This window comes from Inediibacterium massiliense, from assembly GCF_001282725.1.
In the GTDB taxonomy this organism is placed as follows: domain Bacteria; phylum Bacillota; class Clostridia; order Peptostreptococcales; family Thermotaleaceae; genus Anaerophilus; species Anaerophilus massiliensis.
In genome coordinates, this window is the sequence record NZ_LN876586.1 from 165,072 (window position 1) to 188,324 (window position 23,253).

Genomic DNA, 23,253 nt, shown 5'->3' on the forward strand with positions numbered 1-23,253 from the left:
TTGATAACTATGCTATTATTCTATAATATTTATGTCATCATGGATCAACAGAAAGAGGTGCTTAAGTATGAAATTTAACAAAATGCTAGAGAGAGTCAAGAAAAAAAAATTAGGAAAAGAGAAACAGAAAAAAAGTTCTAAAAAATTGAATGAAACGAAAGAGAAATTAAAAAAGTTTAGATGGAATCATTTAAGAATAGGATATAAATATGGGGCAGTTTTATTTCTGGTAGTCATGTTTTTCTTAACATCCACTGCCATAACGATTCAAGCACTAAATCATATCAACTACAATATTGATATTATTGATAAAGTAGGAAAAAGTGCATTAACTATTACTCAAATGGGATCATTATATAGAGAAAAGGATGCAAAGATTGGAGAATATGTATTCTTTAAACAAAATACATATTTAGAAGATTATGAAAAAGTGGAAGTAGAATTTCAACAAGTGCTTAAAGATATAGATGTAGTGATCAAAGAGATGGAAAGCTTTATAAATGTAGATGAATTAAAATTTTTATATACCCATATTCAATCCAATGATGAAAAAATGAATGATATATTACAAAAAGATATTATACCAGCTATCAAAGCAAATGATAATAAAAAAGTTATGGAAGCTAAGTTTGAGACATCTAAGCTTAGAACTAGAACCGTTTCTTTACTTGAAAATATGAGAGAGATTGTACAAGAGTCTAGACAGATGGCCATAGATCAAGCTCGTATGAGTATGCAAAAAGCTAAATTTATTTTACTTATTAGTGTGACACTATCTATTATATTTGGACTTATTATTATGATTATCATAGGAAGAATGATTCGAAAAAATTTAAATCAAGTTATTTATGTGAGTGATGAAGCTGCAAAAGGAAATTTACTTGTGGAAAAAATTGATTATGAAGGAAAAGATGAAATTGGACAATTATCATTTTCTATTAATCAAATGGTAGATAATTTAAGAGAGATGATGCAAGAAGTTATGAATGTATCTAATGAGGCAAACAATCAAACAGCATCTTTTGAAAATATATCTAAAGAAGTTAGAAGAGGAAGTGAACAAATCGCCTCCACTATGCAACAAATGGCAGTTGGAGCAGAAGAACAAGCAAATTCAGCCACAGAGATTGCACATGCTATCAATCAATTAGGAAAATTAATAGAAGAAACAAATGAAAAAGGGGAAGAATTAAATCAAAGTTCAAGAGCCGTATTAGATATTGCTCAAATTGGAAATCAACAGATCTTAGCATCTGTAGATCAGATTTATGTCATTAATGATGTAGTGAAAGATTCTGTGAATCAAGTACAAAGATTGAATGAAAAAGCTCAGAATATTTCCCAATTGGTAGAGGTCATTAATCAAATATCAGATCAAACAAATCTTTTAGCATTAAATGCAGCGATTGAAGCAGCAAGAGCAGGAGAAGCAGGAAGAGGATTTGCTGTAGTATCTGATGAGATTAGAAAATTAGCAGAACAAGTAGGACATTCTGCTACAGAAATTAGGGAAATTATACAAGGCATACAAAAAGAATCTCAAGATATGACAATTTCCTTACAAGATGGATATAAGCAAGTAGAAAATGGAACCAATCAAATTAAAAATACTGAAAAATCATTCCAAGAAATTAATGGGAAAGTAGAGAATATGGTATTAAGGATCAAACAAGTATCTCAAAATTTAGAAAAGGTATCGGAGCATAGTGTAGAAATCAGCTCTTCTGTTGAACAAGTTGCATCTATTGCAGAAGAAAATTCAGCTTCGATTGAGCAAACTTCTGCTTTAGCACAAGAAGAAAATAGTGCTATGGAGCTCATGAAAGAAGAAAATAATAAAATGGTTGTACTTATTGAAAAGTTAAGACATTCTATGAGCAAATTTAAGATATAGGTATATTTTCCTTTAATATGAAAAAACTTATAAAGTAGAAGGAATTTATACAATGTAGGAAGAATAATACATAAATTTAAATTTAGATTGAGTATTATTTTTACTTCTTTTGAATCATATTGTATAATTCAATTATATTGTATAATGTATAGGAATGAAAAAATTTACAAAAGAATATGAGGAGGTTTGATGATGGCTATTAGTTTACAAAAAGGACAAAAAGTAGATTTAACAAAAACAAACCCAGGACTTACAAAAGTATTAGTAGGATTAGGATGGGATACAAACAAATATGATGGAGGCCAAGACTTCGATTTAGATGCAGCAGCTTTTATGTTAGGAGAAAATGGAAAAGTTTCAAGTGACAATGATTTTATCTTTTATAATAATTTAAAAGATGCAGCTGAGTCTGTGACTCATCTTGGAGACAATCTTACAGGAGAAGGAGATGGAGATGATGAGCAGGTTAAAATAGATCTTGCTAAAGTTCCTGCTCATGTTCATAAAATTGATTTTACTGTAACGATTCATCAAGCAACAGAAAGAAATCAAAACTTTGGACAAGTATCTAATGCATTTATTCGAATTGCAAATGAACAAACGGGAGAAGAATTAATTCGATATGATCTTGGAGAAGATTTTAGTGTAGAAACTGCTGTTGTAGTAGCAGAATTGTATCGTCATAATGGAGAATGGAAATTTAATGCTATTGGTAGTGGATTCAGTGGAGGATTGGCAGCTTTATGCCAAAACTTTGGAATCAATATATAAGACAGAGCCCTATGGCTCTGTCTTTGTATCAAGTAAAATAGAGGGAGGCATTTATTTGGATTATAAAATATTATATGAAGGAGCTTTTCCATTAGTAGAAGTAAATTTACAAAGAGGAGAAAATATAAAAGCTGAATCAGGTGCCATGGTTTCTATGTCCAATACGATAGAAGTAGATGGGCGTATGGAAGGTGGTTTTATGAATGGTCTTGGAAGAATGCTGGCAGGAGAAAAATTCTTCTTTCAAACCCTCTCAGCAGCAAAAGGAGCTGGAAAAGTTCTTTTAGCAGCAACAGCACCAGGAGGAGTAGTAGATGTAAATTTAGATGGTTCTTATGATCTTTGTGTACAAAAGGATGGTTTTTTAGCAGCTACATCAGGTATAGAAGTTTCTACAAAAATGCAAAACCTAGCAAAGGGATTATTTTCAGGAGAAGGATTTTTTATTGTGAAGATTAGTGGAAAAGGAATGGTCTTTTTAAGCTCTTTTGGAGCTATTCATCCTATCAATCTTTCTGAGGGAGAAGAGGTAATTATAGATAATAGCCATCTTGTAGCGTGGCCTGAATATATGAATTATACTATTGAAAAAGCATCAAAGGGATGGATTTCAAGTATTACATCTGGTGAAGGTCTTGTTTGTAGATTTAGAGGACCAGGAACAGTACTTATTCAAAGTAGAAATCCAGGAGCATTTGGGGGTTGGATTAGACAATTTATTCCTTCTCAAAAATAAAGTATATATTTTTGGAGGAATTTTTTGAAAAAGTTAGAATTAATAAATAGGATGCAAAAATTTACAATAAAAAGTATTTATTTGGAATATTTATGATAGAGGAGGAATTATTATGGCAATTAATCTTCAAAAAGGACAAAGAATTGATCTTACAAAAGGAAATGCAGGACTTTCTAAAATATTAGTAGGACTCGGATGGGATCCTGTTGAAAAAGAAAGAAGTGGTGGCTTTTTATCAGGGTTATTTGGGGGAAGTAGTGCAAGTGCAGATATCGATTGTGATGCATCTGTACTTATGTTAGATATGAATGGTAAGCTTTCTAGAAAACAAGATCTTATTTATTTTGGAAATTTAAGAAGTATGTGTGGCAGTGTTATTCATACAGGAGATAATCTAACAGGAGAAGGAGAAGGAGACGACGAACAAATCCTTGTAGATTTAAACTTAGTTCCTCAAAATATTCATAAATTAGTATTTGTTGTAAATATCTATGATTGTATTAGACGTAAGCAAGATTTTGGACTTATAAAAAATGCTTTTATTCGTGTAGCGAATACAGATAATAAACAAGAGTTAATTAGATACAATTTAACAGATAACTATGCAGGAAAAACTACTTTAATTGTGGGAGAGATTTATCGTCACAGTGGAGAATGGAAATTTGCTGCTATTGGAGAAGGAACTCAGGATGCTTCATTAAGTGAAATTGTTCAAAAGTATTAGTAAAATAGGAGGGAAATATTATGTCTATCAATCTTCAAAAAGGACAAAGAATTGATTTAACAAAATCTAATCCAGATTTAAAAAAAGTAATTGTAGGTCTTGGATGGGACACAAACAAGTATGCAGGAGGATATGATTTTGACTTAGATGCATCCGCTTTTTTGGCAGCAGAAAATGGTAAAGTGCTACATGATGAGGATTTTGTATTTTATAATAATTTACAGGGCGGAAATGGTTCAGTCATTCATACGGGAGATAATAGAACAGGAGAAGGAGATGGAGATGATGAACAGATTAAGGTTGATTTTACCAAAATTCCAGAGCATGTTCATCGTATAGGCATTACAGTTACCATACATGAAGCGAAGGAGAGAGATCAAAATTTTGGACAAGTATCCAATGCTTATGTGAGAGTAGTGAATGAAGAAAATAATGAGGAAGTTCTTCGTTATGATCTAGGAGAAGAATTCTCAGTAGAAACTGCTTTAGTAGTTTGCGAACTGTATAGACATAATGGAGAATGGAAGTTTAATGCGATTGGAAGCGGATTTAGCGGAGGGTTAGCAGATCTTTGCAGAAATTATGGTCTTTCAGTGTAATCAAAAATAATAGAAACCTAACCTTAAGGTTTAGGTTTTTATTATTTTCTAATATAAAGGAGATAGAGTATGAGATATTTTAGTCATTTGACTCCTCAAGAAGAAAAGTCTATTTTTTATGAAATTCCTCATGATTTTCATAGAGAAAGTCCTAAAGAGATTCTTTCCTATGCTTTAGGAGCTACTCTTTATATGCCTGCTGTAAAGGAAAATATTGCAAAAGATGTATTGTCTTTTAAATATCCTATTACATCTATGGTCATTTGTTTAGAGGATGCTATTGGGGATTTGGCTGTTGAGAAAGCAGAAAAGAAAGTAGTAAAAGAATTCCAAATCATTGATGAAGGTGTAAAAAGTGGACAAATCCATATAAAAGATATTCCTTTTATCTTTTTAAGAATAAGAAATAAAGAGCAAATGGTAAGATTAGCATATGAACTTAAAGAATATAGTTCATATCTTATGGGGTTTGTATTTCCTAAGTTTTCAGTAGAAAATGGAATAGATTATTTTAAAAGTTTAAAAGAAATTTGTAACGAGTTTGGAAAAAAAATTTATGGAATGCCTATTTTAGAAACAAAAGAAATTATATATAAAGAAAAAAGAATAGATACTCTTTTAAAGATCAGAGATATTTTAATAGAGAATAAAGAGTGGGTTTTGAATATAAGAGTTGGAGGAACAGATTTTTCAAGCATATTTGGAATTCGAAGAAGTCCTAAAGTTTCTATTTATGATATTTCAATGATTTCAGATTGTCTTTCGGATATTCTCAATTTTTTTATAAGAGAAGAGGGAGAATTTGTAGTTTCGGGACCTGTCTGGGAATACTTTTCAGATAATCATATAGATGGATTTATTCATGAAATATTATTAGATCAGGAAAATGGATTTGTAGGAAAAACGATTATTCATCCAAATCATTTAAAAGTAGCTCAATCTCTTTATGTAGTAAGTCATGAAGAATATATGGATGCTTTAAGTATTGTAAAGAATTATAATGGAAATGTAGGAGTTTTAAAGAGTGAATATAAAAATAAAATGAATGAAATCAAGCCTCATTTGAATTGGGCAAAAAAGATACTCATAAAATCAAAAATATACGGGGTGTATCATGAAGGAAAAAATTTTACCCACCTATTTAATGGAAAAGGTTTATAATATGGAACAAGGATTATCAGTGAAAGTAAAGATCCATAAAAATATATATCATATTCCTATGGAATCCCTCTTTTTAATGGCGGCAAGAAAAAATAAAAAAAGAGCTTTTCTGTTTGTAAGTAAAGTCTTAGGAAAGCATATCCCAGTCATTCCTCAAGTTTCTCTTTTAACAAGTATGTTATTAGCTTATTCTTATGCAAACGAAATCTATAATATACATGGGTCTTATGAAGAGATCTCTAGAGGAATTATAAATGAAGAGGAAGGGTCAAGGATTTATGAAAAATTCAAAAAAGAAAAAATAAGTATAGATGAATCTCTTTTATTTATTGGATTTGCAGAAACAGCTACGGCTCTAGGACATGGAGTATTTGAATGCTTTGAGGGAGACGTAGGATATATTCATACGACGAGAGATGAAATATTAGGATGTTATGAGACGATTCAATTTGAAGAAGAACATTCTCATGCTACGACCCATAGGTTGTATCCTATAGAGGATAGGCTTTTAATGTCAAATTGTCCTATTATTTTTATAGATGATGAGATCACAACAGGAAAAACTATTTTAAATATGATCAAAGAGATTCAAAAGATTTATCCAAGAAAACAATATGCTGTATTGTCTATACTAGACTGGAGAAATAAAGAAGATATAAAAAAATATAAATGCCTTGAAGAAGAATTAGGAATAAAAATTCATACAGTTTCTTTAGTATCAGGAGAAATAGAGGTATCAGGAGAAGTAAAAGAACAATATGATTCTTTGGAAAATAAAAAGAAAATCATTCCAAATATAAAGAAAATAAAGCTTCAAGAAAGTAAACAGTTCTTTGAAAGTATACTTTTGTCTTCTGAAGATACAAAACAAAATATAAGCAATTGTCCCTATATAAAAGAAACCGGAAGGTTTGGAATTTATGAAAAAGATCATAAAAAGCTGGATGATGTATGTAAAAGAATAGGTATATATTTAGAAAAAAAGAGAATAGGAAAAAGAACTCTTTGTTTAGGAACAGGAGAATTTATGTATATTCCTATGAAGATCGCTTCTTACATGGGAGATGGAGTAAAATATCATTCTACTACAAGAAGTCCTATTCATCCACTGAATCAAGAGGAATATGGAGTAAAAAATGCATACTCATTTGAAAGCTTTGATGATCCTTCTATTTTAAATTATTTTTATAATGTTCCTTATAAGGGGTATGATGATTTATTTATTTTTATAGAAAGAGAAATATCATCTCAAAAATTACATTCATTTATAGAGAGTCTCAAATATACAGGTATTTCCAATATTTATATTATATTTTGTGCGGATCATTATTTGCATATTAAAATGCCTGATCCTATGGGAACTTATAAAAAAGAAGATGTGATTTTTTTATTAAAAGATTTAAGCTTTTTGATGAAGGAAAGAGGTACAAAGGAGAGAGAAGTGGCCATACAAAGTGGAACCCATTATTCTGAAATGCTTCCAGTGGAGTATATGCCATCTGATGAGTATATGGATATTTTTTATTCTTCTTTAAAAGAATCTTCTAAAAAAATGGCCATAGCAGTAGGAAGGGTAGCACAAAAGATTATAGAGAAAAAAGGAAAGGATACCATACTTGTTTCTTTGGCAAGAGCAGGTACACCTATAGGAATTTTGATCAAAAGATATATTTTATATCAGTATGGTATAGATCTACCTCATTATAGTATTTCTATTATTAGAGGAAAAGGAATAGATGAAAATGCTATAAAATATATATTAAAGAATCATCCTAGCTTTAAAATACAATTTATTGATGGTTGGACTGGAAAAGGAGCAATTGCAAAGGTTTTAGAAAATTCATGTGAAAGTTTTCAAAAGAAGTATGGAGTATTTTTAGATGATACATTAGCAGTACTTGCAGATCCAGGGTATTGCGCTTCTATATTTGGAACAAGAGAGGATTTTTTAATTCCTAGTGCGTGTTTAAATTCTACTGTTTCAGGACTTGTTAGTAGAACAGTTCATAGAAAAGATTTGATTGAAGAAGATGATTTCCATGGAGCAAAATATTATAAAGAATTAAAAGAAAAAGATGTATCTAATTTTTTTATTGATACCATTACAAAAGAATTTGAAAATGTAAAAAATGAGATAAGTATAAATTTAAAAGAAGAAGAGGATACTCCAACTTGGGAAGGTTTGAAAAACATCAAAACTATTCAAAAGGATTTTAAAATAGATGATATCAATTTGATTAAACCAGGAATAGGAGAGACTACCAGAGTTCTTTTAAGAAGAATTCCATGGAAGGTTTTAGTGAAAGAAAAAGGACGTCCTAATTTAGAACATATTGAACTTTTAGCAAAAGAAAAAAATGTTTTAGTAGAAGTATATCCTCATATGACCTATGAATGTTGTGGGCTGATAAAGCCTTTGAAGGGTGATCAAAAATGATATTTGCAAGTGATTTAGATAGAACACTTATTTATTCTGAAAAGTTTACACAAGATCTTTTACAAGATCAAATAGAGATTGTAGAAAAAAAAGAAGAAAAGCCTTTATCTTATATGACAAAAGAAGCTGTCAAAAATCTTAAAAAAATCCATGAGAAAATATTATTTATTCCTGTTACTACAAGGACAATAGAGCAATATAGAAGAATTCATTTATTTAAGCATATGGATATTGAGTATGCCATTACAAGTAATGGAGGCAATATATTAGTAAATGGAGAAGTAGACAAAGAGTGGAATCATTTTATTATGGATACAATAAAGAAAGAGTGTATTTCTTTTGAAGATGTATTTTTAAAATTTAAAGAAATAGAATCAAAAGAATGGATGATTAAAAACAGAGTAGCAGATGATTTGTTTATCTATTATATTATTCATAAAGATTATATTCCAGAGAGATTATATGATTTTATACAGTGGTTAGAAGATAGAAATTTTAGGGTATCTATTCAGGGAAGAAAAATGTATTTTGTTCCTAAATGTGTGTCAAAAGGGAAGGCATTATCTTATATCAAAGAAAAAGAAGGAATAGAAGATATGATTGTAGCAGGGGATTCTCTTTTAGATCTTCCTATGTTAAAAATAGGAGATCATTCTATCGCTCCAACTCACGGAGAAATTTATCAAATAAAAGAAAAAGTAGATTTTATAAATTTTACAGAAAAAGAGGGGATTTTTGCTGGAGAAGAGATTTTAAAAAAAGTATCAGAGTGTATGGAAAATGAAAAATGTTTTTGCTCATATTAAATAAAGGAGGTAAAATAGCTGCTGATAAAACCTTATAGAAGTTTATATAACCTTATTGGGTTTACCTAAAGATTATATTATGATAAATTCAGAGGTGATATAAATGAAATATTATTCTATAGGGCAATTTTCAAAATTAATAGGAAAAAATCCTCAAACATTGAGAGAATGGGATAAAAAACATATATTAAAGCCACATCATGTTGCACCAACAGGATATAGGTATTATTCGCAAGAACAACTTAATCATTTTTTAGGAATTAAAGGTATTGAAATTAAAACTAAAAAAGTAATAGGATATTGTAGAGTTAGTTCCCATAAACAAAAAGATGACCTTGAAAGGCAAATAGAAAATGTTAAAACATATATGATTGCTAAAGGTTATCAATTTGAAATTATCCAAGATATAGGAAGTGGAATAAACTACAACAAAAAAGGATTAAATCAACTAATAGATATGGTAACTAATTCAGAAGTTGAAAAAATAGTAATTTTATATAAAGATAGGCTATTAAGATTTGGGTTTGAGATTATAGAAAACCTATGTAATAAGTATGGGACTACCATTGAAATTATAGACAATACTGAAAAGACAGAGGAACAGGAACTAGTTGAGGATTTAATCCAAATTGTTACGGTTTTTAGCAAGAGAGCCAATAAAGCTAAAAAAATGATTAAGGAGTTGTTAGAAAGTGATATTGGGGAAGAAAGTTAGATTATACCCAACGAAAGAGCAGGAACAAAAATTATGGCAATCAGTTGGTACTGCAAGATTTATTTATAATTGGACACTTGCAAGACAAGAAGAAAATTATAAAAACGGTGGTAAATTTATAAATGATGGTGATTTGAGAAAAGAGTTAACTATTCTAAAGAAATCGGAACTTAAATGGCTTAATGAAGTATCTAACAATGTGGCAAAACAGGCTGTAAAAGATGCTTGTAATGCTTATAAAAATTTTTTTAAAGGGTTAACCGATAAGCCAAAATTTAAGAGTAGAAGAAAAAGCAGACCTTCATTCTATAATGATACATCAAAACTTAAAGTTAAAGAGAATTTAGTATTAATTGAAAAAGTAGGCTGGATTAAAATATCAGAACAAATACCAATGGATGTTAAATACACCAATCCAAGAGTAAGTTTTGACGGAAAGTATTGGTATGTATCTGTAAGTATTGAAAATGAAAATCATGTAATAGAATTAACTGATGAAAGTATAGGCATAGATGTAGGTATTAAAGACCTTGCTATATGCTCAAACGGAATGACTTTTGAAAATATTAATAAAACAAGATTAGTTAAGAAATTAGAGAAAAGATTACGTAGGTTGCAACGTAAAATATCTAAAAAATATGAGTTGAATAAAGAAGGGAGGAAGTTCGTCAAAACTTGCAACATTATAAAACTTGAAAAGCATATTAGACTACTTCATAGAAGATTATCTAATATTAGGAACAATCACTTACACCAAGCAACTACAAAGATAGTGAAAACCAAGCCATCAAGAGTAGTGATGGAAACACTTAATATCAAAGATATGATGAAAAATCGCCATTTATCTAAAGCAATAGCTAAGCAAGGACTATATGAGTTCAAAAGACAACTTCAATACAAATGTGAGTTCTATGGAATTGAATTTGTTGAAGCAGATAAATGGTATCCATCATCAAAAATATGTAGTGAGTGCGGACATAAAAAGACTAAATTATGGCTATTTGAAAGGACTTATATCTGTGAAGAATGTGGAGCAGTAATTGATAGAGATCTTAATGCTTCAATTAATTTAAGCAGATATTCAGCATAACTACTTAAACAGTTATGCTTGAGGTGTAGGATTCGTTGTATCCGAAGTTAAGCCCTCGGAGTGCTATACAAACCAAAGTAGCTACGGCAAAATGGAGTACGTTGAACAGGGAACTAAACCAACTTATAGAGTTTTATAAGGTTTTGGCAACGGAAAGCATATGAAGAATTTTAAATTGTATCTTCCAACAAAAATCATATTTGGTAAGGATACAGAAAGCAAAGCAGGGCAAGAAACGAAAAAATATAGCAAAAAAGTTTTGCTTCATTATGGAGGAGGAAGCATCAAAAAATATGGGCTTTATGAAAAGATTACAACATCTTTAAAAGAAGAAGGAATTGATTGTATTGAATTAGGAGGTGTACAGCCTAATCCCAGATTAAGTTTAGTACAAGAAGGAATCAAAATTTGTAGAGAAGAAAAAATAGATTTTATTTTGGCAGTGGGTGGAGGAAGTGTCATTGATTCTGCAAAATCTATTGCAATAGGAGTGCCTTATAGTGGTGATGTATGGGATTTTTATACAGAAAAAGCAAGACCTAAAGAAGTACTTCCTATAGGGGTTGTTTTGACCATTCCTGCTACAGGTAGTGAAGCAAGCATGGGCTCTGTCATTACCAATGAAGAAGGATGGTATAAAAAAGCATGCAATCATGATCTTTTGCGTCCTCAGTTTGCTATTATGAATCCTGAAGTTACTTATACACTTCCTCCTTATCAAACATCAGCAGGAGCTGTCGATATTATGGCACATGTGATAGAAAGATATTTTACCAATACAGACCATGTAGATTTGACAGATAGACTTTGTGAGGCAACTTTAAAAACAATGATTAAAAATACTCCTATGGCATTAAAAGATCCAAAGGATTATCATGCTCGTGCAGAAATTATGTGGGCAGGTACTATTGCTCATAATGGAATTTTAGGTACAGGAAGAGTAGAAGATTGGGGATCTCATAGAATTGAACATGAATTAAGTGGAATTTATGATGTAACTCATGGAGCAGGTCTTGCAGTAATTATCCCTGCGTGGATGAAGTATGTATACAAACATAATATCAATCGATTTGCTCAATTTGCGATGAGAGTATGGGATGTAGAGTATGATTTTGAATACCCTGAAAATACAGCATTAGAAGGAATTCGAAGACTAGAAAATTTCTTTCAAGAAATAAAAATGCCTACTACTTTAGAAGAACTCAATATAGGACAAGAACATTTTGAAGAGATGGCCCAAAAATGTACACAAAATAAAACACAAAGTGTAGGAAGCTTTGTAACTTTACATGAAAAAGATGTAGTGAATATATTTCAATTAGCAACAAAAGCGACCTAATAGGTCGCTTTTGCGTTTATTGAATATCTATTTTTTTTCCCTTTATTTGAGATGCTTCTTTTTTAGGAAGACAGATAGAAAGAATACCATTATTAAATTGAGCTGCTACTTTCTCAGGTTCTACATTTTCTATATAGAAATTTCTCATCATAGAACCATATTTTCTTTCTTTTCGAATATAATTTTCTTTTTCTTCATTTGTTACTTCATTTTTTTCAACAGAAATAGTAAGACGATCATCTTTAAGATCAATATGGATTTCTTCTTTATTTACTCCTGGTAATTCTGCTTCTACAATATATTCGTTTTCCTTTTCTTTAATATCTACCTTCATTTGACCCATAGTGGTATTCATAGGTGCAAAAAATGAGTGGGTAAAGAAATCTTCAAAGAAATTTTCCATATTGAATAAATCATAATTTCTCCTTAGCATTTGGTTTTTTCTGTTAAAAGGGGTCATTCCAAACATAGTTTAACACCTCCATAAGTATTTTGACTTTCTTTGACCTTAATTATTTTATATCATTTATATGATTTTTATACAATCCCTATTTTAGATTAATTTCATGGATTATCTTTGTTTTTGGTATGAATTTGAGGATTATTACATGATTTTATAAGTTTTCTATTTATAGCATATGCAAATGTCTTGACAATATATGCATAGCTCTAGAGTATACGAGGATCCCTGTTATTCATAAGAAGATGGGGATTTTTATGTGGCAATATAAAAATAAAGGGTTGAAACAATAATGATTATCATTTACAATTGATACAGAAGGACTGAAAAATTTAAAATCAACTAAGAAGCGGAGGAGAAGATATGAATCAAATTTTAAAAATAAGGATGAGCATTCAAAGTAAATTAATTATCATTTCTATGATTTTGATTGCTGTACCTTTAATTATTTTAGGACAAAATACTTATAAAAAATCAGTAGAAGTAACAGGAAAGGAACTAGGGAGGTCTTCTCTGGCATATATTAAGCAATTAGAAATTTCTATTAGAAATGAATTAAAAGGAGTAGAACAAGTGCTTGCCTTTATGAGTGAAGATTCTATTTTTCAAAAGAATGAAGACTTAGAATATATTTCAGATGAAATGATTTATCATTTTAAAAAATTAAAAGAAAATAATCCTAATATTTTAAATATATACTTTGTAAAAACAAATGGTACAATTTATGATTATCCTTCTTACTCAGATAAAAATCATTATGATCTTACACAAAGGAATTGGTATAAAGAGGCGGTTAAGAAAAAAGCAATGATTTGGGCACAGCCTTATGAAGATTTAGATACTCATCAATATGTAGTTTCTTTAGCCACTCCTATTTATGATGGGAACAGTCAACTATTAGGAGTATTAGGAGCAGATGTATCTATGGAAACTATCAATAAAATGATGAAACATGTAAAAATAGGACACGAGGGATATGCTTTTATATTAGAGGAGACAGATAAAGTAATTACTCATAAGAATAAAGACTTGGTAGGAAAGATCTTTCCATCTAAAGAAGTAATAGATGCAATCAAGAAAAATAAAGAAGGTGTAGTCCATTATTTATGGAAAGAAAACAATAAAAAGTACAAGAAATTTGCTGTATATACGAAACTAGAAGAACTAAATTGGACAATACTTGGAGGTATGTACATAGATGAAATTCAAGATCAGACTTCTGTGATTTTGGATTATATTTTATGGATCGGGGGGATATCCCTATTTTGTGCAATTTTTATTGCATATGTATTTTCAAACCGTATGTCCAAAGCAATAAAACTTTTGGTTAATAGTATGCAGAAAGTGAGAGATGGGGATTTAAATATTTACATACAAAATAATAGAAAAGATGAAATTGGACTACTTAATGAAAATTTTAATAATATGGTGCAAAAACTGAAGGATTTAACAAAGAAGATTCAAGATGTATCTATAGAGGTAACTTCTTCTTCTCAAAATTTAGTAGCCACTTCTGAAATTACTAGTGTTTCTTTAGAACAAGTTGCATCAGCATCAGAAATTATTGCACAAGGAGCATCAGAACAAGCATCAGAAGCAGAAAAAGCGGCTCATCTTACTATGAATTTAGCAGAAGTTTTTCAAAAATTAATAAAAAATATGGAACCTATTGAAATATCTTCTGAAGAAGCGATTTTAAGAGGTCAAGAAGGAATAGAGGCAGTAATAGAGTTGGAGGAAAAGACCAATGTGACTCAAGAAGAAATCAATGAAATAGAAAAAGCTGTCATTGATTTAGATGGAAGGATAAAAACTATTGGAAAGATTTTAGAGACTATGGATTCTATTTCAGAGCAAACAAATTTATTAGCTTTAAATGCTTCTATAGAGGCGGCAAGAGCTGGAGAATCAGGAAAGGGATTTGCAGTAGTAGCAGAAGAAATTAGAAAGCTTGCAGAGGAATCAAAAAATTCTTCTAATGGAATTAAGAACATCATTATGAGTATTCAATCAGAAAGTGAATATACAGTAAATACTATGAAAGAAGTAAAAACAACTACCTTAGCACAAAAAGAAGGAGTCGATAAAGTCAATGAATCTTTTCAAAAAATAGATGGGTCTATACAAGAAGTGACAAAAGATATTGAAAATATTCAAAGAATAATAGGAAAATTAGATGGACAAAAAGATGAAATTGTAAGAGCTATAGAAAATATTTCTGCTATATCACAAGAGACAGCATCTTCATCAGAAGAAGTAAGTGCATCCATTGAGCAACAAACTATGGCTATGAAAGAAATTGCAACAGCTACAGACGAGTTAGATGAATTAGCTATTCGTTTGAATGCAGAACTACTAAAATTTAAGATTTAATACAAACCCCCAAGGGACAATAAAATGTACTTTGGGGGTATTTTACATATATTTCATGGTATAAAAAAATCATTTCTATTGATTCATTCTCCATATTTCCTTATAATAAAGAAAAAAGAAGATATTTGTAGAAAAATATCAAAAAATACAATATAAAAGTTTGAAATGGATATGAATAAGGTATATTTTTAAATAATAATATGTATGTAACTAGGGTTTATGAAGGATTATAAGGGGGAGAATATGAAGAAATTTAAAAATATTACTATTTTTATTTTAATAGGAATGGTTATAGGATTAGGGGTATTACAATATGGAAATTTTAAAGATGAAAAAGAAAGTATAAGCGCTGAGGTTGTAGAACAAACTATATCTCAAATGTCTGAGTTAGTTACTATAAAATACAATTATAAAAATGTAGTAGCTTATAAAAATGCAAGAAAATTTAATGGAGTAGAGTTGCCATTTACAAAAAAATCATTTTTAATTGTTTATACAGGCTATATAAAAGCAGGTGTAGATTTAAAATCAGTAGATGTAAAAATGATTTCAAATCATGAGATAGATGTAACTATAGATCAAGCAAAAATTTTGGATAATGTACTTAATGAAGAAGATGTAACTATTTATGATGAAAATTCTGCTCTTTTGAATCCATTAAAGTTTGGTGATTTGATGAAAGTATTAACAAAAGAAAAGAAAAAAGTAGAAAAAGAAGTTGTTGAAAAAGGATTTTTAAAAGAGGCTAATGAATATACAAAAAAATTGATGGAAACCAATTTAAAAAGCATGGGTTTTGAAAAAGTAAATATTCGCTTTAGATAATCATATAAAATCTCTTCTTCTTTATAGTTTGGAAGAGATTTTTACGTAGAGGGGAGGAAAAGATATTTGAATATAGATAAAAATGGGTAATTTTATATAAAAGGAAAATTTAAAAAACAAAAAGGGGGGTTTTTATTGAAAAGTATAGGAAATAAATTAATCGTTTATTTTTCTGTATTATTGTTAGTAGTTTGTAGTATCATGGGATGGTTTGCTCAGTATGAAGTGGAAGGTACAGTAATTGATGAGGTACAAAAGACATTGCCTCAGACTGCTCAGGAAGCTTCAAATTTGATTCATACCTATGTAGATAGACAATATGTTTTTTTAGAAGGTGTTGCAAGTCGTGATAGAATTTCAAATTCACAAAATAATATACAAGATAAAATATCTATATTAAATGAGGCAGCTAAAAAAGAAGGATATTTGAGGATGGGTGTAGCAGATCTACAAGGAAATCTTTATTTGACAGATACATATGGTATAAATGGACAAGTTGTAGATGTATCTAGCAGGGAATATTATAAGGTAGCACTACAAGGGAAAAGGGGAGTAATGGAACCTACTGTTAGTATCAATCCAGATGATCATGGAGGGTTAGTGATGGTATATGCTGTACCTATTTATGATCATGGAGTTATGACAGGTGTTTTAGTAGCTATAGGAGATGGAAACTTTTTAAGCAATATTACAAATAATATAACTTTTGGAGAAACAGGCTATGCTTATATGATTAACAAAAATACAAAATTGATTGCGCACAAAGATAAAAATTTGGTAATAGAAGGAATTAGAATATTAGAAAGAGCTCAAAAAGATAAAGAATGGGAATCTATAGCAGAGCAAAGTCAAAATATGATCAATGAAAAAATTGGTTTTGGAGAATATGAATTTAAAGGAGAAGAGTTGTATGCTGGATTTTCTCATATAGAAAATACAGATTGGATTGTAGTGATTACAGTACAAAAATCAGAAATGCTTTCTATGTTGCCTGACATGAAGAAAAAAGTAATATTGGTTACTGTTTTGATATTATTGATAGGAATTGGTGTGGCATATTTCATTGGAAAAACTATTTCAAAACCTATTGTAGGGATCAAACATTATGCAGAAAAAATTGCTGATTTAGATGTGAGGGAAGATGTAGATGAGAAATATACAAAAAGAAAAGATGAGATCGGAATATTGGCAAATTCTTTTCAATTGGTAACCCATAATTTAAGAAAATTTATTGAGCATATACAAAGCTCTTCAGAGCAAGTAGCAAGTTCATCAGAGGAGTTAAAGGCTACATCAGAACAATCTGCATTAGCATCTGAACATGTAGCTACTTCTTCTACGGAAGTAGCATCTCATACAGGAAAACAGCTTAATGAAGTGCTCAATGCGACTTCTGCTATGCAGCAAATATCTGCAAGTATTGAAGAAATATCTGCAACTTCTCAAGAGGTAAATCAATTAAGTACTACTGTATATGAAAAGTCTAATATAGGAAAACAAGAAATCAGTGGAGTGATTCTTCAAATGAATCATATTGGAAATAGTACGAATGAAGTTCAAAATGCTTTGGTTCAAATTACGCAAAGTTCTAAAAAAATTGATAATATTATTAATTTAATTCAAGATATTTCTCAACAAACAAATCTGTTGGCTTTAAATGCAGCTATAGAAGCTGCACGTGCAGGGGATGCAGGTAAAGGATTTGCAGTGGTTGCAGAAGAGGTTAGAAAGCTTGCAGAAGAAACTCAAAGAGCTACGGAAGACATTAATGATTTGATTGAAGAAAATGGGAATAATATTCTTTATGCAGATCAAAAGATGAATGAAGGACTCAAAGAAGTAGATAAAGGAATACAAGCTGTAAAAGGAACAGAAAAAACTTTTGGTGAAATTTCATATTTAGTAGATCAAGTAAATAATCAAATAGAAACTATGACCGAATCCATTCGCCAAGTAGCAGAGGGTAGTCAAGATATTGTTTATTCTACAACTCAAATAGAAGAAACAAGTAAAGAAGTGGCAAGTCAAATTCAAAATGTATCGGCTGCTGCCGAGGAACAAACAGCGTCTATGGAAGAAATTGCATCAGCTAGTGAAAGTTTATCAGAGCTTTCTATGGAACTTCAAGAATTGGTGAAAAAGTTTAAAATTTAGTATAATGAAAGTGCCTGTATTATACAGGCACTTAGTTTTTGAAAAGGAAATCTTTTTAATTATTTAAAGGACTTTAAATAAATATTATTGACGTAGTTTATAATGTTTTTTTCAGCATCTTCCATATCTTTCTGAGGAATATCATTTAAGGGTTCCATGTTTTCATTTAACCAAAGTACTAGTTTATTGTCTTTAAATACATAGTAGGCAAAGGGCGCACGAAGAATAATAAGTTGGCCATTTTGAAAATAGTAATCAGATGTACCTGCCATTTTCCCTGTATCATCCGCTTCTGTTACGACCAATTTGACAGGTTTACCATTTTGACTCCAGAGAGTAAGGGTTTGTGCTTCCCATTCTTTTTTGATAGGAGGCAATTGAGATTTGTTTGTATCAAGACCATCCAAGTTTTGATTTATAGAGTTCATTTCATTTTTAACATTTTCAATAATATCTTGTGTAGACTGAGGATCTGTGGATTGAGATTTTTTATCTACAGAAGTAATAGTATCTTCTGAGAGGGACGGGTTACTAGTCACATTGTCCTTCTGAGAACATCCTACACTTAAAATTAAACTGGCACTTAATAAGCTATATAATAATAGTTTTTTCATATATTAAGCTCCTTTCTAAAATAAATTCTAAATTTAGTATAGTATGCTTTTTAGTTAATTGAGTTACAAAAGAGTTACAATAAGGTATAGGAGGAACAATTTCCATTGAGAATGGTTAGAAAATTTAATATTTGATATAATAAAATAACTTGTATATTTATTGAATATGGAAAGGAGGATTTTAATGGAAAAGCTAAAAAGGTATATAAAAAGTCAACAGATTCATGAAGTAAAGGAAATAGAAATAGATGATTTAATCATTCACAAAAAGGTAAGAGATGCGTGCATTCGTAATAAGTGTGGACAGTATGGAAAAAATTTTATGTGTCCTCCTTATGTGGGAGAAATAGAAGATTTTCAAAAAAGATTAAAAGAATACGAAAAAGGTTTTTTAATAACCATTCAAGATCATATTAAACAACCTTCTATTATGGAGAATTTTTATGTATCTGCTATAAAACTTCATCATATTCTTTTGGATATAGAAAAAGAAGCAAAAAAAATAGGATATGAAAAAGCGTATGCATTAATTGGGGGAAATTGCAAATTATGCAAGGTATGCAATGCAAAATTGGGAAAAGATATTTGTAATGATCCAAAGAGGGCAAGACCATCTTTAGAAGCAGTAGGAATTGATGTAATAGATACTTGTAAAAAAGTAGGAATCTCTATCGAATTTAAAAAAAATGAAGTGACTTGGGTAGGGCTTATTCTTATATAAGAAAATTTTTATAATATATAATAGAAAAAATGTTGAAAAAAAGCGAAAATAAGTATAAAATAAATAGAAAGATATAGAAAATCATTCCACAATCAGAAATATATTTATAGAGAGCATCTGAAGTGGAATTTATTTTTTATCTTTTCGCTTTATCTAAATAAAGCGAAAAAGCGAAAAAGGAGAGTGAAGAAATGTTAACAGATGAAATCAAAGCACTATCACAAAAATATTTTGAAAAAATGAAAGAATTAAGACATGAGTTTCATATGCATCCAGAACTAGCTTTTGAAGAATATGAAACATCTAGAATTGTAGCAGAAGAACTAAGAAAGTTAGGAATAGAAGTCAAAACAAATATAGCTAAAACAGGAGTAGTAGGACTCATAGAAGGTAAATATCCTGGAAAGACAGTTTTATTAAGAGCAGATATGGATGCTTTGCCTATTGACGAAGAAGCAGAGGTATCCTATAAGTCAAGAGTAAAAGGAAAAATGCACGCTTGTGGACATGATGGTCATACAGCAGGACTTTTAGGAGCAGCTATGATTCTAAATGAATTAAAAGATCAGATTCATGGAAATGTAAAACTTGTCTTTCAGCCAGCAGAGGAAGACGATGGAGGGGCAAAACCTATGATTGAAGAAGGAGTTTTGGAAAATCCAAAAGTGGATGCAGCTTTTGCGTGTCACTTGATGGGATTTGTTCCAAAGAATCATATTATGGTGAAATATGGACCTATGATGGCTGCTCCAGATAAATTTGTTTTTAAGGTTATTGGAAAGGGAGGTCATGCAGCCAGTCCTCATACATGTGTAGATCCTGTGATGACTTCTGTGCAAGCTATTAACAATATGCAATCTATCATTAGTAGAAGGCTCAATCCAGTAAAACCTGCTGTCATTTCTTTTTGTACCATTCATGGAGGAGAAGGACATAATGTGATTCCTAATGAGGTAGAAGTGAGTGGTACCATAAGAACCTTTGATGAAGAGATTAGAGAATGGATTCCAAAGACTATGGAAGAAATTTTAAAAGGAATTTGTTTAGGATGTGGTGCATCTTATACATTTAAGCTTACAAAGCATTTTCCGCCTTTGATCAATCATGATAATATGACAGATTTAGTAAAAGCTTCTGCTCAAAAGATTATAGGAGAAGAAAATATTTTAATTGGAAAAGAACCGAGCATGGGAGGAGAAGATTTTGCTTATTTTGCTCAAGAGGTACCTTCAGCCTTTTTCTTTGTAGGAATTGCACAGGATGAACAAAATCCTATTCAAATGCATCACCCCAAATTTAGCTGGAAGGATGAAAATTTACTTATATCTTCTCAAATTTTATCACAGATCAGTATAGATTTTTTAAATCAATGAAAGGAAGGATTGTATGAAAGCAGAACAAGTAAAAAAGAAAAAGCGGTTTGAAACCATATTAGAAAAAGCTTTATCTTTTATTGAAAAAGCAGGAAATAAATTACCTGATCCTATTACATTGTTTGTAATTTTTTGTGGATTGATTTTATTGATTTCATATATAGGAGCAAAGATGGGAATATCTGTAGTACATCCATCTACAAAAGAGACGATTCAGGTAGTAAATTTAATTACAAAAGATGGGCTCAGACAAATTGTTGGTGGCATTGTAGGAAATTTTCAATCCTTCCCTCCTTTAGGATTGGTATTAGTAGTCATGATTGGAGCAGGAGTTGCTGAAAAGTCAGGGCTAATGAAGGCTGTTTTGGAAAATTCAGTTACAAAGGTTCCTAAAAATTTTATGACAGCTATGATTGTATTGGTAGGTATTTTAGCCAATGCAGTAGGAGATGCTGGATTTATTGTTCTTCCTCCACTTGCTGCTATTATATTTTTAGGAACAGGGAGACACCCTTTAGTAGGTTTATTTGCAGCTTATGCAGGGGTATCTGGAGGATTTGCAGCAAATCTTATGATCAATATGTCAGATGTATTAGCAGCAAGTTTTACAATTCCAGCAGCTCAGATGATTGATTCAAGTTATCAAGGAACTCCTGCTATGAATCTTTACTTTATTGCTGTATCTACTATTTTTCTTGTAGGAGTGGGAGTATGGGTAACAGAAAAAATAGTAGAACCACGTTTCCCAAAATATGAAGGAGAAAATTTGGGAGAGCATACAAAAAATTTAAGTGAAATTGAGAAAAAAGGATTAAAGTATGCAGGATGGTCTGTAATGATTTTAATTCTTGTTATTATAGGTCTTTGTATAGGAAAAGATGCATTTATGCAGGATCCAAAGTCAGGTTCTATACTAGCTTATGAATCTACATTGATGCAAGGGATTATACCTATTGTTACATTTGTATTTTTAATTCCAGGTCTTATATATGGAAAGATTACAGGGACTATTAAAACCGATAAGGATGCAACAGCTATGATGGGATCAGCCATGAGTGATATGGGGCCTTATATTGTCTTGGCATTTGTAGCATCACAGTTTTTAGCTTATTTTAAATGGAGCAATGTAGGGATTGTACTTTCTATTAAGGGAGCAGAATTTTTAAAAGATGCAGGAATGACAGGATATGGATTGATCATTGGATTTATTTTTATTTCTTGTTTGATTAATATATTTGTAGGAAGTGCTTCTGCAAAGTGGGCAATTATGGCACCTGTATTTGTCCCTATGTTTTTACTTTTAGGATATGATCCAGCCCTTACTCAAATGGCTTATCGTATAGGAGACTCTATTACAAATACAATTAGTCCTCTATTTCCTTATTTTCCAATTCTTCTGGCATTTATCAATAAATATGATAAAAATGCAGGAATGGGTACAGTAATTGCTAATATGATTCCTTATTCTATTGCATTTGGAGTATTATGGACGATTTTATTAATTGTATTTATGGTTTTTCACATTCCACTAGGGCCAAACGCAGGAATTTATTATATGCTTCATTAAAAAACATCTCAAAAGATTTATATCTTTTGAGATGTTTTTTGAATACTATTAAATATGTTTTTATACTCTTCAAAATTTAAGGACTGAGGACCATCGCTTAAAGCTTTCTCAGGGTTTGGATGAACTTCGATCATAATGCCATCTGCTCCAGCTGCAATAGAAGCTTTTGTCATAGGTGCAATAAGCCTTCTTAATCCTGTTGCATGGCTAGGATCTACAACCATAGGAAGTCCGGTTTCTTCTTTCATAATAGGAATACAAGCTAAATCTAATGTGTTTCTTGTATACGTTTCAAAGGTTCGTATACCTCGCTCGCAAAGAATGATTTGATTATTTCCTTGGGATGCAATATATTCAGCAGCCATAATCCATTCTTTGATAGTAGCACTCATTCCTCTTTTTAAAAGAATAGGTTTGTTTAGTTTTCCTAAAGTTTTTAAAAGAGGGTAATTATACATATTTCTAGATCCAACTTGAATTATATCTACATATTCTAGAGCAATATCTAAATATTTTTCTTCCATAATTTCTGTTACGATAGGAAGATCTACTTTATTGGCAGCTTCTCTTAAAAGTTTTAATCCCTCAATCTCAAGTCCTTGAAAGTCATAAGGACTTGTCCTTGGTTTAAATACTCCACCTCTTAAAATATCTACGCCTATTTTTTTTAGAGCAGTTGCAGATTCAAATATTTGTTCTTTTGATTCCACAGAGCAAGGACCTGCAATCCAAACAGGAGGATGGTTTCCTCCTATTTTTATATCTTTTACTGAAACGATGATTTCTTTCCCTGTTAATATACGTGCATTATTCATAATAAACCTTCCTAACTTCTTCTTTTTCGTATGATTTAAAATTTAGTTATATAATTTAGAATACCCATTATTTTTTCTT

20 protein-coding genes are annotated in these 23,253 nt (G+C 30.5%); 17 read left to right on the top strand and 3 right to left on the bottom strand.

Features of this window, described 5'->3' with window-relative positions:
• Positions 1-67: 67 nt before the first annotated feature.
• The 11 genes from BN2409_RS04625 (at position 68) to BN2409_RS04675 (ending at position 12,272) form a co-directional block, all read left to right on the top strand.
• Entirely contained in the window at positions 68-1,894 is a 1,827-nt protein-coding gene (locus tag BN2409_RS04625; protein WP_053955498.1) for a methyl-accepting chemotaxis protein, read from the top strand.
• Between the two features lie 192 nt (positions 1,895-2,086).
• Positions 2,087-2,665 carry a TerD family protein gene (locus BN2409_RS04630; RefSeq protein ID WP_053955499.1) on the top strand — a complete coding sequence of 193 codons (579 nt, stop codon included), beginning with the start codon at positions 2,087-2,089 and terminating at the stop codon, positions 2,663-2,665.
• A gap of 55 nt (positions 2,666-2,720) precedes the next feature.
• Positions 2,721-3,401 (top strand): TIGR00266 family protein, encoded by a 681-nt coding sequence (locus BN2409_RS04635; protein WP_053956202.1) that lies wholly within the window; start codon positions 2,721-2,723, stop codon positions 3,399-3,401.
• A 112-nt stretch (positions 3,402-3,513) separates the two neighbouring features.
• Positions 3,514-4,125, top strand: coding sequence for a TerD family protein (locus BN2409_RS04640; RefSeq protein WP_053955500.1), 612 nt, complete (start codon positions 3,514-3,516; stop codon positions 4,123-4,125).
• Between the two features lie 20 nt (positions 4,126-4,145).
• Positions 4,146-4,724: a TerD family protein gene (locus BN2409_RS04645; RefSeq protein ID WP_053955501.1), complete on the top strand. Its 579-nt coding sequence runs from the start codon at positions 4,146-4,148 to the stop codon at positions 4,722-4,724.
• A 69-nt stretch (positions 4,725-4,793) separates the two neighbouring features.
• Entirely contained in the window at positions 4,794-5,885 is a 1,092-nt protein-coding gene (locus tag BN2409_RS04650) for an HpcH/HpaI aldolase/citrate lyase family protein (RefSeq protein ID WP_053955502.1), read from the top strand.
• Complete coding sequence (locus BN2409_RS17700; RefSeq protein ID WP_207642557.1) at positions 5,869-8,322, top strand: phosphoribosyltransferase; 2,454 nt, start codon at positions 5,869-5,871, stop codon at positions 8,320-8,322. Before BN2409_RS04650 ends, BN2409_RS17700 begins: the two co-directional genes overlap by 17 nt.
• A complete protein-coding gene (locus BN2409_RS04660; RefSeq protein WP_053955504.1) occupies positions 8,319-9,128 on the top strand; it encodes an HAD family hydrolase in 810 nt (269 codons plus the stop codon). The genes BN2409_RS17700 and BN2409_RS04660 overlap by 4 nt, the downstream gene beginning before the upstream one ends.
• A gap of 103 nt (positions 9,129-9,231) precedes the next feature.
• A complete protein-coding gene (locus BN2409_RS04665) occupies positions 9,232-9,843 on the top strand; it encodes an IS607 family transposase (RefSeq protein WP_053955505.1) in 612 nt (203 codons plus the stop codon).
• Positions 9,821-10,933: an RNA-guided endonuclease InsQ/TnpB family protein gene (locus BN2409_RS04670; RefSeq protein WP_053955506.1), complete on the top strand. Its 1,113-nt coding sequence runs from the start codon at positions 9,821-9,823 to the stop codon at positions 10,931-10,933. Before BN2409_RS04665 ends, BN2409_RS04670 begins: the two co-directional genes overlap by 23 nt.
• Before the next feature lie 160 nt (positions 10,934-11,093).
• Positions 11,094-12,272: an iron-containing alcohol dehydrogenase gene (locus tag BN2409_RS04675; RefSeq protein ID WP_053955507.1), complete on the top strand. Its 1,179-nt coding sequence runs from the start codon at positions 11,094-11,096 to the stop codon at positions 12,270-12,272.
• 16 nt (positions 12,273-12,288) lie between these two features.
• On the opposite strand, the gene BN2409_RS04680 is transcribed toward BN2409_RS04675, so the two are convergent.
• On the bottom strand, positions 12,289-12,741 hold the full coding sequence (locus BN2409_RS04680; RefSeq protein WP_053955508.1) for an Hsp20/alpha crystallin family protein: 453 nt from the start codon (positions 12,739-12,741) through the stop codon (positions 12,289-12,291).
• A 354-nt stretch (positions 12,742-13,095) separates the two neighbouring features.
• Between BN2409_RS04680 and BN2409_RS04685 the strand changes: the two genes are divergently transcribed.
• The 3 genes from BN2409_RS04685 to BN2409_RS04695 all read left to right on the top strand — a co-directional run bounded on the left by BN2409_RS04685 (position 13,096) and on the right by BN2409_RS04695 (position 18,084).
• Positions 13,096-15,105, top strand: coding sequence for a methyl-accepting chemotaxis protein (locus BN2409_RS04685; protein WP_053955509.1), 2,010 nt, complete (start codon positions 13,096-13,098; stop codon positions 15,103-15,105).
• 243 nt (positions 15,106-15,348) lie between these two features.
• Complete coding sequence (locus BN2409_RS04690; RefSeq protein WP_053955510.1) at positions 15,349-15,930, top strand: DUF4230 domain-containing protein; 582 nt, start codon at positions 15,349-15,351, stop codon at positions 15,928-15,930.
• Between the two features lie 135 nt (positions 15,931-16,065).
• Positions 16,066-18,084, top strand: a complete 2,019-nt coding sequence (locus BN2409_RS04695; protein WP_053955511.1) for a methyl-accepting chemotaxis protein — start codon at positions 16,066-16,068, stop codon at positions 18,082-18,084.
• 59 nt (positions 18,085-18,143) lie between these two features.
• Here the strand turns inward: BN2409_RS04695 and BN2409_RS04700 are convergent, their stop codons facing one another.
• Positions 18,144-18,698: a hypothetical protein gene (locus BN2409_RS04700; RefSeq protein WP_053955512.1), complete on the bottom strand. Its 555-nt coding sequence runs from the start codon at positions 18,696-18,698 to the stop codon at positions 18,144-18,146.
• A gap of 184 nt (positions 18,699-18,882) precedes the next feature.
• Here BN2409_RS04700 and BN2409_RS04705 point away from each other — a divergent pair, with 184 nt between their 5' ends.
• The 3 genes from BN2409_RS04705 to BN2409_RS04715 all read left to right on the top strand — a co-directional run bounded on the left by BN2409_RS04705 (position 18,883) and on the right by BN2409_RS04715 (position 22,359).
• Positions 18,883-19,419, top strand: coding sequence for a DUF2284 domain-containing protein (locus tag BN2409_RS04705; RefSeq protein ID WP_053955513.1), 537 nt, complete (start codon positions 18,883-18,885; stop codon positions 19,417-19,419).
• Positions 19,420-19,610: 191 nt separating this feature from the next.
• The gene (locus tag BN2409_RS04710) at positions 19,611-20,792 is read left to right on the top strand and encodes a M20 metallopeptidase family protein (protein ID WP_053955514.1); all 1,182 of its coding nucleotides are present in this window, start codon (positions 19,611-19,613) and stop codon (positions 20,790-20,792) included.
• Between the two features lie 13 nt (positions 20,793-20,805).
• The gene (locus tag BN2409_RS04715; protein WP_053955515.1) at positions 20,806-22,359 is read left to right on the top strand and encodes an AbgT family transporter; all 1,554 of its coding nucleotides are present in this window, start codon (positions 20,806-20,808) and stop codon (positions 22,357-22,359) included.
• Between the two features lie 17 nt (positions 22,360-22,376).
• Here BN2409_RS04715 and aroF read toward each other — a convergent pair whose 3' ends face one another.
• The gene (gene aroF / locus BN2409_RS04720) at positions 22,377-23,174 is read right to left on the bottom strand and encodes a 3-deoxy-7-phosphoheptulonate synthase (protein ID WP_053955516.1); all 798 of its coding nucleotides are present in this window, start codon (positions 23,172-23,174) and stop codon (positions 22,377-22,379) included.
• Positions 23,175-23,253 lie beyond the last annotated feature (79 nt).